13 protein-coding genes are annotated in these 12227 nt (G+C 66.9%); 6 read left to right on the top strand and 7 right to left on the bottom strand.

Annotation, left to right across the window (positions count from 1 at the left end; all coding sequences use genetic code 11):
* The coding region (locus ACKOED_RS00125; protein ID WP_408914544.1) for a sensor histidine kinase at positions 1–926 on the top strand (926 nt) is incomplete at its 5' end.
* Here ACKOED_RS00125 and ACKOED_RS00130 read toward each other — a convergent pair.
* From ACKOED_RS00130 to ACKOED_RS00160, 7 genes are all read right to left on the bottom strand, one after another.
* Positions 927–1436, bottom strand: a complete 510-nt coding sequence (locus ACKOED_RS00130; protein ID WP_408914545.1) for a periplasmic heavy metal sensor — start codon at positions 1434–1436, stop codon at positions 927–929.
* On the bottom strand, positions 1433–1807 hold the full coding sequence (locus tag ACKOED_RS00135) for a hypothetical protein (protein ID WP_408914546.1): 375 nt from the start codon (positions 1805–1807) through the stop codon (positions 1433–1435). Before ACKOED_RS00135 ends, ACKOED_RS00130 begins: the two co-directional genes overlap by 4 nt.
* Before the next feature lie 11 nt (positions 1808–1818).
* Positions 1819–2412, bottom strand: coding sequence for a sigma-70 family RNA polymerase sigma factor (locus ACKOED_RS00140; RefSeq protein WP_408914547.1), 594 nt, complete (start codon positions 2410–2412; stop codon positions 1819–1821).
* 21 nt (positions 2413–2433) lie between these two features.
* Entirely contained in the window at positions 2434–2883 is a 450-nt protein-coding gene (locus ACKOED_RS00145; RefSeq protein ID WP_408914548.1) for an EF-hand domain-containing protein, read from the bottom strand.
* Positions 2884–2955: 72 nt separating this feature from the next.
* Positions 2956–5838: a bifunctional [glutamine synthetase] adenylyltransferase/[glutamine synthetase]-adenylyl-L-tyrosine phosphorylase gene (locus tag ACKOED_RS00150; protein ID WP_408914549.1), complete on the bottom strand. Its 2883-nt coding sequence runs from the start codon at positions 5836–5838 to the stop codon at positions 2956–2958.
* Positions 5839–5885: 47 nt separating this feature from the next.
* Complete coding sequence (locus ACKOED_RS00155) at positions 5886–6242, bottom strand: cell division protein ZapA (RefSeq protein WP_408914550.1); 357 nt, start codon at positions 6240–6242, stop codon at positions 5886–5888.
* A 4-nt stretch (positions 6243–6246) separates the two neighbouring features.
* Positions 6247–6531, bottom strand: a complete 285-nt coding sequence (locus ACKOED_RS00160) for a DUF4164 family protein (protein WP_408914551.1) — start codon at positions 6529–6531, stop codon at positions 6247–6249.
* A gap of 186 nt (positions 6532–6717) precedes the next feature.
* Here ACKOED_RS00160 and tkt point away from each other — a divergent pair, with 186 nt between their 5' ends.
* The 5 genes from tkt to ACKOED_RS00185 are packed head-to-tail and all read left to right on the top strand — an operon-like array spanning position 6718 to position 12199.
* Positions 6718–8691, top strand: coding sequence for a transketolase (tkt, locus tag ACKOED_RS00165; protein WP_408914552.1), 1974 nt, complete (start codon positions 6718–6720; stop codon positions 8689–8691).
* A 13-nt stretch (positions 8692–8704) separates the two neighbouring features.
* Entirely contained in the window at positions 8705–9895 is a 1191-nt protein-coding gene (locus ACKOED_RS00170) for a phosphoglycerate kinase (protein WP_408914553.1), read from the top strand.
* Positions 9892–10914 (top strand): class I fructose-bisphosphate aldolase, encoded by a 1023-nt coding sequence (locus ACKOED_RS00175; protein ID WP_408914554.1) that lies wholly within the window; start codon positions 9892–9894, stop codon positions 10912–10914. Before ACKOED_RS00170 ends, ACKOED_RS00175 begins: the two co-directional genes overlap by 4 nt.
* Positions 10915–10931: 17 nt before the next feature.
* Positions 10932–11486, top strand: coding sequence for a thiamine phosphate synthase (locus ACKOED_RS00180; RefSeq protein ID WP_408914555.1), 555 nt, complete (start codon positions 10932–10934; stop codon positions 11484–11486).
* Entirely contained in the window at positions 11483–12199 is a 717-nt protein-coding gene (locus ACKOED_RS00185; protein ID WP_408914556.1) for a tetratricopeptide repeat protein, read from the top strand. Before ACKOED_RS00180 ends, ACKOED_RS00185 begins: the two co-directional genes overlap by 4 nt.
* Positions 12200–12227: the final 28 nt, after the last annotated feature.

The following is a 12227-nucleotide window of genomic DNA, read 5'->3' on the forward strand; positions in this document are numbered from 1 at the left end:
TCAATGAACGGCGCACCAAGGACGGCGGCTTCGTCTCGGTGGGCACCGACATCACGGCCCTCAAGCTCCAGGAAGAGCGGCTGCGCATGTCGGAGCGCGAACTGATGATGACGGTGCGCGATCTGCAGAAAGAACGCCTGCTCGCCGACCAGCAGGCGCAACGGCTGGCCGACCTCGCCGACAAATACTCCCGCGAGAAGACCCGCGCCGAGGCCGCCAACCGCTCGAAATCAGAATTCCTCGCCAACATGAGCCATGAGCTGCGCACGCCGCTCAATGCCATCATCGGCTTCAGCGAGGTCATGCGCAGCCAGATGTTCGGTCCCATGGGTTCCGAGAAATACGCGGAATATTCGCATGACATCCACAAGAGCGGGCAATTCCTGCTCGACGTGATCAACGACATTCTCGACATGTCCAAGATCGAGGCGGGCCGCATGCAGCTCGAATGCGAAGACCTGCAGGTCAGCAGCGCGCTTGATGAGGTGATGCGTCTGGTGGGCCCGCGCGCCTATGAAGGCCGGGTAACCATCGAGCGCGAGGTGCCACCGGGCTTCACGCTGTGGGCGGACCGCCGCGCCTTCAAGCAGGTGTTGATCAACCTGTTGTCCAACGCGGTGAAATTCACGCCGGAGGGCGGCAAGATCACGGTATCGGCGGCCGCCGCGAATGGCTTCATGGCGATCGCGATCCGCGACACCGGCATCGGCATTCCGGCCCGCGACATCGAAAAGCTGGGGCGGCCCTTCGAGCAGGTCGAGAACCAGCTGACCAAGAGCAAGGGCGGCTCCGGGCTGGGGCTTGCCATTTCGCGCTCCTTCGTCGAGCTGCATGGCGGCGCGCTGACCATCAAGAGCGCGGTCGGCCAGGGCACCGAGGTGATCATCACCTTCCCGGTGCACGCGTCCAGCGCCAAGGTTGCCTGATCAGGGCGTGGCCGGCTTGCCATCGGGCTTGGCGGGAAGGCCGCGCAGCCTGAGGTGCCTGGCGAGCAGATGGCGCTCGTCTTGATTGAGTTCCGCGAAGAGATCGAGCGCCGCCTGGCCACCTTCGGTGACAAGGCTGACGCTTTCCGCCGAAAACCGGTTGACCGCCGCGGTGACCCTGGCCGGGTCATAGGGTTCGGCTTCGAGTGCGTCGGCGATGGCGGTGATTTCGGCGCGTACCGTCTGGCGGCCGTCCCGGAACACCTTGTTGTAGGGCCGGATGGTGTCCAGCAGTTCACGCCGCCTTTCGCCATCGAGTTCGCCCAGAAACTTGCGCGGCACCAGCTGCACCTGTGACAGCATGGCAAAGCGCACCGGCGCATCGCCCGCCACGTAGCGCGCCACCGCGGCGCCGCCGAACAGCAGGTTCACGGCCAGCGAGGCGATGAGTGTGACTTTCAGCCAGTTCCAGCGCGGAGCCGGCGTGTTGCCCGTTACCGTTTCGCTCATGACAGGTTCTCCGCGGCGGCATCGCCCATGCCGCCAAGATCATCGATGATCACGTTCTCGCCCGGGGCAATGCCGCCGGTGATCGCGGTTGGCAGCATGAAATCGAGCTGGCCCTTGGCGCCCAGATAGACGCCGAGCAGCAGCGATGCGGCCAGCGGCAAGGCCGCCAGGCTCCATCCCATGCGCCGCGGACGCGGGGCAAGGATCGCAACCTTCGCCGCCTGCGGCTCCGCGGCAATGCGGGCCATGAGCCGCCCCATCGCCTCAGGCGGCGTTTCTGGCCTTGTCGCAAGCGACAGGACACGGCGAAGCTCATCCTCACCGCTGCCCGGCGCCTGGCGATCCGGTTGGCCGTCCTTGCCATGTTCCATGATGTCTCTCCTCACCCACCCCACTCCGCTAGACCGCCCAGCAACATCCGCCACTCGCCCGACAGGCTGTCCCTCAGGCTGCGCCGGGCCCGCGCCAGCAAAGATTCCAGGGCGTCGACGGTCACCTCCATGGCCGCCGCCGCCTCGATATTGGTCATGCCTTCGAAATAGACAAGCGCCACCGCCTGGCGCTGGCGCGCGGGAAGTGCGGCGATGCTGGCATCGACCAGCCGTGATGCTTCGGCGCGGTCCAGCGGCGCATCGGGTCTCGCCTGGGGATCGCCGATGTCGGGGGCATCTTCGAGCGCGTCCTGCCGGGGCCGGCGGCCACGGTCGATCGCGGCATTCGACGCGACCCGCATCAGCCAGGCTTTGAGCGCCCCGGCCTCGCGGACCTGCAAAGGGTTGCGCCACAGCTTGACGAACACATCCTGCGCCACGTCTTCGGCATCGGCGGCAACGCCGGTGATCCGCCATGCCAGCCGGTAGACCGGCGGGAAATGGCGGCTCACGATCTCGGCGAAGGCCGCCTCCGAGCCGGCGGCGGCGGCCTCCAGCAGACCAGCATCGGTCATCTGCCCGGGAGCCGGGGTGTCGCGCGTCAAGTGATGGCCTTGCCTGTGCGTTCAGTTGGCGCTCTTTTCAGTAGCCGGTTTGCCCGATTTGACAAGCCGGTAGCTGCGCACCTCCTCCATCGTGACGCCGCCATCATGGTCGGCATCGGCGGCGGCGATCAGCCGGTCGACCGCGGCATCGAGTTCAGCGCGGGAGATCTGGCTGTCCTTGTTGGCATCGAGTGTCTCGAGCATCCGCGCCTTGCGGCGCTCCAGCGCCTTCTGCAGGGCGGCATCGATCTCGGCCAGCGTCACTTGCCCGTTGCTGTCGGCATCGAGCCTTGCGAAGCGGCGGCCCGCCTTCGGGGCGAGCTCGGCGCTGGTGATCTTGCCATTGGAATCGACGTCGGCCTTGTTGAAGGTTTTCGGTGAGGCCGGCAGATAGGGCTGCATGGCCAGCGCCGTGGCGGGTGCCACGGCAAGGCAACCGAGCATGATGAAAGCAGGCGTGATGCGGGTCATGGATTTCTCCTCCTGTTGTCGTCCCGAACAGTAAGACGCGGAGAGGCGGCGAATTCCGTCGCAGGTTTTTTTTCAGCCGTCCGGCCGGCCGATGATCTCATCGAACAGGGCGGCGACCTGCGCCTGGGTGTCGCCGAGCAGCGCTTCGGCAGCCGGTATGCCGGGGGAGGCGGCAGCACCGGCCACCAGCTGGTTGAGCGCTGGTAACGATTTCGCGGGCTCATAGGGCCCATCGACGCAAAGCCGCAAGACTTGCGTCAGCCGGTGATAGAGCAGCCCCGCTTCCTTGAGCGCTGTGTGCGTCGCGTTATCGACAAGGCCCGCCGCATGAAGCTTCGAGAGTGCTGCCAGGGTATTGGTGTCGAGCACCTGCGGGTGGCTGGCGGCATGGATCAATTGCAGCGTCTGGGCGATGAACTCAAGTTCGACGAGCCCGCCGCGCGCCCGTTTGATGTCCCACAGCCCGGCCGCACCCTGTTCACGCAGCATCAGTCTGCGCATCGCGGCCACGTCGGCCAGCACGTTCTGCCGCGCGCGCGGCTCGGCCAGCGCCGCGCGGATGTCACGTTCAAGCTCGTGCATCAGAACGGGATCGCCGCAGATCGGCCGCGCCCTTGTCAGCGCAAGCTTTTCCCATGTCCAGGCCGAGTCACGGTGATAGCTGGCGAAGGCGCCGAGACTCGCAGCCACCGGACCCTTGCTGCCCGAGGGCCTGAGCCGCATGTCGACGTCATAGAGCACGCCTTCGGCGGTGGGCGCCGACAGCGCGGTAATCAGCCGCTGCGTGATCTTCGCGTAATACTGGCTCACCGCCAGCGGCTTCGGCCCGTCGCTCGCCTCCACGCCAGCCGCGGCGTCATAGACGACGATCAGGTCGAGGTCGGAGCCCGCCGTCATCTCGCGCCCGCCGAGCTTGCCCATGGCGATCACCGCGCTGCGCCCGCCCGGCACCTTGCCATGACGGCGTTCGGCATCGGCAAGCACCGCGGCATGGAGCTTGCCCAGCAACAACCCCGCCAGCTGCGAAAAGGCGGTGCCGGCATCAACCGCGCTCACCGTTTCCGACAAGACCCTGACACCGATACGGAAGGCCTGTTCCTTGCCGACGACGCGCGCCCGGTCGGCCGCCTCGTCGAGATCAAGGGCGTCCGGCATCGCGGCGGCAATTGCCTGAGCCATATCGGCTCCGGTTGGCATGGCGCCGAAGAAGCCGGGATCGAGCACCGCGTCGAGTACCTTGGGACGGCGGCTCAGCTGCTCGGCCAGCCGCGGTGCGCTGCCGAGGATCGTCGCGATCAGGTCGAGCAGGCGCGGATTGGCCTTGAGCAGCGAGAACAGCTGAACCCCGGCTGGCAGGCCGCCCAGGAAGCGGTCAAAGGCGAGAAACGCCCGGTCGGCATCGCCCATCGCGGCCAGCGCCGCAAGCAGCTTTGGCATGAGTTCGGTGAGGAGTTCGCGGGCCCTGGCGCTGCGGGTGGCGGGGTAACGCCCGAAATGCCAGCCGCGGATGGTGGCGGATACTTCGCTCGGCGCATGGTAGCCCATGCGCGACAGCGTCTCGATGGTTTCAGGATCATCCTCGCCGCCGGTGAACACCAGGCTGCCGGCATCGGTGCCAAGCTCTTCCGCTTGCTCGAACAGCCGCGCGTAATGGCCCTGCACGCATTCGAGGCGGCGGCGGATCGCCGCGTCGAAATCCGCCGCATCTTCAAAACCGCAGAACCGCGCCAGCGCCAGGAAGGCCCGCTCATCGGCCGGCAGCACATGGGTCTGCTCGTCATTCACCATCTGCAGCCGGTGCTCCAGCGCGCGCAGGAACAGATAGGCTTCCTTCAATTCAGCGGCGGCGGCGGCGGTGATCCATTGCGCCGCGGCGAGCGCATCCAGCATGGCCAGCGTAGCGCGGCCGCGAAGCTTCGGGTTGCGGCCGCCGGCGATCAGTTGCTGGGTCTGCACGAAGAACTCGATCTCGCGGATGCCGCCACGCCCCAGCTTCACATTGTGGCCCAGCACCTTGATCTCGCCATGGCCCTTCACGGCATGAATCTGCCGCTTCAGCGACTGCACATCGGCGATCGCCGCGAAGTCGAGATACTTCCGCCACACATAGGGCTTGAGCCGGTCGAGGAATTCCTCGCCCAGCGCCAGGTCGCCCGCCGCGGCGCGCGCCTTGATCATGGCGGCGCGCTCCCAGTTCTGGCCCTGGTTCTCGTAATAGAGGGCCGCCGCCTCGATCGAGATCGCCGCCTGGGTGGCGCGCGGGTCTGGCCGTAACCGCAGGTCGGTACGGAACACATACCCGTCGGCCGTCACATCCTGCATCATTTGCACGAGACGCCTGGTGAGGCGCACGAAGAATGTGCCCGCCTCGTCAGGATCGGCGATCACCCTGCTGCCGGGGTCGTAAAGCACGATGAGGTCGATATCGCTCGAATAGTTGAGCTCATGGGCGCCCTGCTTGCCCATGGCGAGCGTCACATAGCCAGAGCCTTTCTGCGGGTCGGCGGGAAACGCCAGCCTCGCCTTGCCCTGGCGCGCCGCATCGGCAAGCAGCCAGGAGATACCGGCCCGCAGCGCCGCGTCGGCAAAATCGGTGAGCGCCGCCGTCACCCGCTCCACCGGCCAGCGTCCGGAAAGATCGGCGACCGCAATCAGCAGCGAGGCCCGGCGCTTGGCCTGGCGCAGCCGTTGCATGACCTCCGCCTGTGAAAGACCAAGATCGAGGCCGCCAAGCGCTGCAATCTCAGCGGCCAGCAAGTCTTCCGGCGGCTCGCGGAAGATGCGGGCCGTGAAACCCGGATCGCGCAACATCAACTGGCGCAGGAACGGCGATCCTCCGGCGATGGCTTCGGCAAGGCTGACCTTTTCGGGAGCAAGCACGCCCGAAGGCAGGCCTTCACGGAACCGGATTACCGGGTTCTGATCGATGGCTTGGCATGGCGGCGCGATCTGCATGCCTGTTCAATAGTGCATTTGCCGGGAAGCGGAAACAACCGGCAGCGCTACCGCGCGAGATACTGCGCCATTCTTTCGATCTGCTCGGAGGCCGTCACCAGACGGTCGCCGACCCGCGTCTCGATGTCGAGCCGGTCGAGTTGCGCGGCATTCCGCTCGGCACGGAGTTCCGCTGCCTGCTCTTGAAGCAGCCTTATCGTCTGCATGGCTTCCGAGAGACGGTCGGCCACCATCAGCCCCGCCATCACCAGCATCCGGATGTCGCCGACATTGCCGACGCTGGTCTTGACGCGCTGCACCTCGGCGTCGAGGAGGTCCGCGAGTTCACGCAGATGCGCTTCCTCGCCCTCCGCGCATTGCATCGTGTAGGGCCGGCCATTCACCTGGACAATCACATGCGCCATTGGCTCACTCCGGCGCGTTTGAATGAAGAACCGCGCGGATGCGCGACATCGCCGCATCGATCTTGCCCGCCGCGCTGCGGCTGGTGATTGCCAGTTCGCCGGCCTTGTTGCGCAACAGATCGATCTCGCCGGCGAGCCGCGAACGGTCGCGGCGCAGCGTTTCGGCCTCGCCTTCAAGCTCGGCGACACGGCGGCTGCCTTCGGCCTTGGTGGCCACCGCGTCCTCCAGCGCCGCCATGGCTGCGTCAAAGCGCGCCAAAGCCTCGTCTAGTCTGTGAATGCCCGACATCAAAGCCCCTGGAAAGACTTGCGAATCTCTCACTGCGACAACGAATCACCATATGCCGAACCGGGCTTTTTCGCAATCTCCCCCGGGCCTTCCGGCAAGCCTGATGCAAGCCACGGTTCCAATTGACTCCCGGCCGCGAGGCGTTATCACCGGGTCTGCTTCCGCCAGTGAGGACGAGACCCCCGCATGACGTCATATTCGCCCGAGCAGACCCGCCAGATGGCCAATGCCATCCGCGCGCTGAGCATGGACGCCGTTCAGAAAGCCAATTCCGGCCATCCGGGCCTGCCCATGGGTGCCGCCGACGTGGCCACCGTGCTGTTCACCCAGTTCATGAAATTCGATGCCGCCGACCCCGCCTGGCCGGACCGCGACCGCTTCATCCTGTCCGCCGGCCACGGCTCGATGCTGCTCTATTCCCTGCTGCATCTGCTGGGCTACCAGGACATGACACGCGACGACCTCAAGGCCTTCCGGCAGCTGGGATCGAAAACGGCGGGCCATCCGGAGTTCGGCCATGCGGCCGGCATCGAGACGACGACTGGCCCGCTCGGCCAGGGCATCGCCAATGCGGTGGGTTTCGCCATCGCCGAGCGCCATTTGAATGCCGCCTTCGGCGATGGGCTGGTCAACCACAAGACCTATGTGCTGGCAGGCGACGGCTGCCTGATGGAAGGCATCAGCCAGGAGGCGATCACGCTCGCCGGGCACCTGAAGCTGAAGCACCTGATCGTGTTGTGGGACGACAACGGCATCTCCATCGACGGCAAGGTGGCGATGACCGACTCGACCAACCAGCTGGCCCGTTTCGCGGCCTCGGGCTGGACGGTCTCGGCCTGCGACGGGCACAATCCCGGCGAGATCGCCGCGGCACTTTCCGCCGCGCAAGCGGCGGACCGGCCGGTGCTGATCGCCTGCAAGACGGTGATCGGCTATGGCGCGCCCACCAAGGCCGGAACCTCGGGAAGCCACGGCTCGCCGCTGGGGCCGGAGGAAATCGCCGGCGCCCGCAAGGCACTGGGCTGGCCGCATGAGCCTTTCGCGGTTCCCGACGACATCATGTCCGCCTGGCGCGCGGCGGGCGCGCGGGGGGCAGCGGCGCGCGCCGCCTGGAACCAGCGGCTGGCCGCCTCGCCACACCGGGATGAATTCAGACGCCGCGTTTCGGGCAAGCTCGCCGCCGCGTTCGATGCCGCGATCGATGCCTATAAGCAGGAACTGGCCAGGAATCCGCCCGCCCTTGCCACCCGCAATGCTTCGCAGAACGCGCTCGACGTGATCAATGCCGTGGTGCCCGAAACCATCGGCGGCTCAGCCGATCTCACCGGCTCCAACAACACCAAGTCCAAGGACCTGAAGCCGCTCACCGCCGCCGATTATGGCGGGCGGTATGTCTACTACGGCATCCGTGAGCACGGCATGGCGGCAGCCATGAACGGCATGGCGCTGCATGGCGGCGTCATTCCCTATGGCGGTACCTTCCTCGTCTTCACCGATTACTGCCGCCCGGCGATCAGGCTTTCGGCGCTGATGGAACAGCGCGTCATCTATGTGATGACGCATGACTCGATCGGCCTTGGCGAGGATGGCCCCACACACCAGCCGGTTGAGCATCTCGCGGCCTTGCGGGTGATCCCCAACCTGGCGGTCTACCGCCCCTGTGATGCGGTGGAGACCGCCGAATGCTGGCAGCTCGCGCTTCATGATGAACACCGGCCATCGGTGCTTGCCCTGACCCGCCAGAAGCTGAAGCCGGCGCGGCTCGTCTATGCGAAGGAAAATCTCTGCGCGCGCGGCGCCTATGAAGTTGCTCCGGCCGCCGGAAAGGCGAAAGTCGCGATCTTCGCGTCGGGCTCCGAGGTCGAGATCGCGCTGGCCGCCAAGGCCATGCTCGATGCGGCGGGAAAGCCCGCGCGGGTCGTGTCCGTGCCTTCGATGGAGCGTTTCGCGGCCCAGGACGCCGCCTACCGCGCCCAGCTTCTGGGCGATGAGGCGATTCGCATCGCCATCGAGGCCGGGGTGCGCACCGGCTGGGACCGCTTCATCGGAACCGGCGGACATTTCATCGGCATGGCCGGTTTCGGCGCCTCGGGCCCGGCCGAGCAGCTCTACCGGCATTTCGGCATCACCGCCGAAGCGGTGGTTGCCGCCGCGGCATAAGGGAGACGATACGATGCCCGCTTTCCGAACCCTCGATAGCGCCAACCTCTCCGGCAAGCGGGTGCTGTGCCGGGTTGATCTCAACGTGCCGGTGAGCGACGGCAAGGTGACGGACGCCACCCGCATCGAGCGCGTGGCGCCCACGCTCCGCGAGATCATGAACAAGGGCGGCAAGCTGATCGTGCTTGCCCATTTCGACCGGCCAAAGGGCAAGGTCGTGCCGGAGATGTCGCTGAAGCCAGTGGCCGCGGCGCTCGCCGAAAAGCTGGGGCGGCCGGTGCAGTTCGTGCCCACCGACTGGCGCGAGGCGCCGGTCATCGACGTCAAGGCGGGCGACTGCGTGCTGGTGGAGAACACCCGCTATCACCCCGGCGAGGAGAAGAACGACGAAGCCTTCTCGCGCATGCTGGCCAGCCTCGGCGACATCTATGTGAACGACGCCTTCTCGGCCGCGCACCGCGCCCACAGCTCCACCGAGGGCGTGGCGCATCTGCTGCCATCCTACGCGGGCCGCGCCATGGAGGCAGAGCTCAAGGCGCTGCAGGCGGCGCTCGAAACGCCGAAGCGGCCGGTGATCGCCATCGTCGGCGGCGCCAAGGTTTCGACCAAGCTCGATCTGCTCGGCAATCTGGTCACGAAGGTCGACGCGCTGGTCATTGGCGGGGCGATGGCCAACACCTTTCTGCTGGCCCAGGGCCATGCGGTTGGCAAGTCGCTCGCCGAGAAGGACCTGGTCGATACGGCGCGGAAGATTCTGCAGCAGGCGGATGACGCCAAATGCGCGGTGATCCTGCCCATCGACGGCATCGTGGCCAGGGAGTTCAAGGCGGGCGCTGCCTGCGCTGACTATGGCGTGGACGCCATTCCGGCGGACGGCATGATCCTCGACGTGGGCCCTCTGTCACTGGACCGCATCGGCTCTGCCATCGATGACGCCCACACGGTGGTGTGGAACGGGCCGCTTGGCGCCTTCGAAACGCCGCCCTTCGACCGGGCCACGGTGGCGGCCGCCCGCCATGTGGCGCTGCGCTGCCGGACGGGCCGGCTCGTTGCGGTGGCCGGTGGCGGCGATACGGTTGCGGCGCTGAACCACGCGGGCGTGGCCAATGACTTCACCTATATTTCAACTGCCGGCGGCGCCTTCCTCGAATGGCTGGAAGGCAAGACGCTGCCGGGCGTCAAGGCACTGGAGGCAACATCATGAACATCGAACGGCTGCACGACATCGCCAACCGCATGGTGGCGCCGGGCAAGGGCATCCTGGCAGCGGATGAGTCCACGGGGTCGATCACCAAGCGCTTCGAATCGATCAAGCTCGAATCGACGGAGACCAACCGCCGCGACTACCGCGAAATGCTGTTCCGCGCGGCGGACGCGATGCGCAGCTGCGTGTCCGGCGTCATCCTGTTCGACGAGACGCTGCGCCAGAAGGCGGCTGACGGAACGCCGCTGGTCGATGTCATCAAGGCGGCGGGCGCCGTTCCCGGCATCAAGCTCGACAAGGGGCCGAAGCCCCTTCCCTTCTGCCCCGGCGAGACGGTGACGGAAGGTCTCGACGGCCTTGCAGACCGGGTGGCCGAATATGCGAAGCTCGGCGCCGAATTCGCCAAGTGGCGGGCGGTCATCGACGTGAGCGACACCATTCCCAGCTTCAATGCCATCCACGCCAACGCCCACGCGCTGGCGCGCTATGCGGCGATCTGCCAGGCGGGCGGCATCGTGCCGATGGTCGAGCCCGAGGTGCTGATGGACGGCGCCCATGACATCGACCGCTGCGCCGAGGCCACCGAATGGGCGCTGAAGGAAACCTTCCAGCAACTCTACCATGCCCGGGTGGCGCTGGAGGGCATCATCCTCAAGCCCAACATGGTGATCGCCGGCAAGAAGTGCCCGCGCCAGGCGAGCCGCGCCGAAGTGGCGGAGAAGACCCTCAAGGTTCTCAAGCGCTGCGTGCCGGCCGCCGTGCCGGGCATCGCCTTCCTGTCGGGCGGCCAGTCCGGCGAGGATGCCACCGCGCACCTGCACCTGATGAACGCAGCGGGACCGCTGCCGTGGAAGCTCACCTTCTCCTATGGCCGCGCCTTGCAGGCCGATGCGCTGAAGGCGTGGGGCGGCAAGATGGAGAACGTGGCCGCGGGGCAGCGCGCCTTTGCCCATCGCGCCCGCATGAATGCGCTGGCGGCGTCCGGCCGCTGGAGCCAGGACGCGGAGAAGGCCGCCTGACGCCCCGCCTGTTCCTGGTGGCGCCGGCCGATGCTCCGGCGGACCGTCTCGGCGATTGCCTGAAGGCGGCTGCTGCCGCGGGCGACGTGGCGAGCCTGCTCATTCAGCCGGCTCAAGCAAAAGACGTTGCAGCGGCCGCGCAGGCGCTGGGCCTGGCGGTGATCGTGGCGAGCGAGGCGCGCGATGCGGCGCGGAGCGGGGCCGATGGCGTGCAGGTTGACGCCAATCTGGCCGATGTGGAAGCAGCCCGGCGGGCGCTCGGCAAGGATGGCATCGTCGGCGCCTACGCGGCGGGCTCGCGCCATTTCGCCATGGAAGCGGCGGAAGCAGGCGCTGACTATGTGGCCTTCGACCAGACCAGCGCTTCGCTGGGCGGCGAACCCATTGTGCGCTGGTGGGCCGACATGATGGAAGTCCCCTGCATTGCGTTCACGCCAGCCGAACCTGAAGATCTCGACATATTGCTGCCGCAGAAACCGGACTTCATCCGTCCGTCCGATGCGATGTGGCAGGACGCCGGCGCCGCCCGCCGCATCGTGACAGCCCTGTCACAACGGTTGGGGAAGCCATGAGATTTGTTGCCGCCGCCCTGGCGCTGCTGCTCGCCGCCGCAGCGCCCGCCGCCGCGCAGAACGCGGACGCGCAGGAGAAGCTGGCGCAGGCGAAGACCTATCTCGATCAGAATGGCGGCAGGTTCGACTACAACAAGGGCGAGGCGCTGATGCGCGAGGCGGCCGATGCCGGCCTGGCGGAAGCGCAGTTCCAGATGGGCGTGCTGGCGCTCGGCGCCTTCGGCAACCCGCCCGAGATGGCTGATGCCATGGCATGGCTCGAGAAAGCCGCGGCACAAAAGCATGCCGCCGCGCGCTATCAACTGGGTGTGCTCTATCTCGAAGGGCTGGGCGTCCCTAAGGACTCCGTAAAGGCCGCCACGCTCATCGGCGAGGCCGCCCAGCAAGGAAACGCCGACGCCATGCTCGACTACGGCGTGCTGGTGTTCCGCGGCGAAGGCGTGAAGCAGGATGAGAAGATCGGCGCGCAGTGGCTGCTGCTCTCCGCGAAACGCGGCAACGTGATCGCCCAGAACCGCCTGGCGCGGGTGCTTGCCTTTGGCCGGGGCGTCGCCGCCGACCAGGTCGAGGCGCTGAAATGGCATATCCTCGCCACCCGCGCCGGGCGCGGCGATCCTGAACTCGACACCATCCTGCGCAAACTGCCGGAGGCCGACAGGAAAGAAGCCGAGGCCCGCGCCGACGCCTTCAAGCCGGCGGAGGCGCCGGAGTGACGCAGCGCGATTAAGAGCGGCGTCAGGT

This window comes from Aestuariivirga sp. (genome assembly GCF_046093005.1).
Classification (GTDB): Bacteria; Pseudomonadota; Alphaproteobacteria; order Rhizobiales; family Aestuariivirgaceae; genus Aestuariivirga.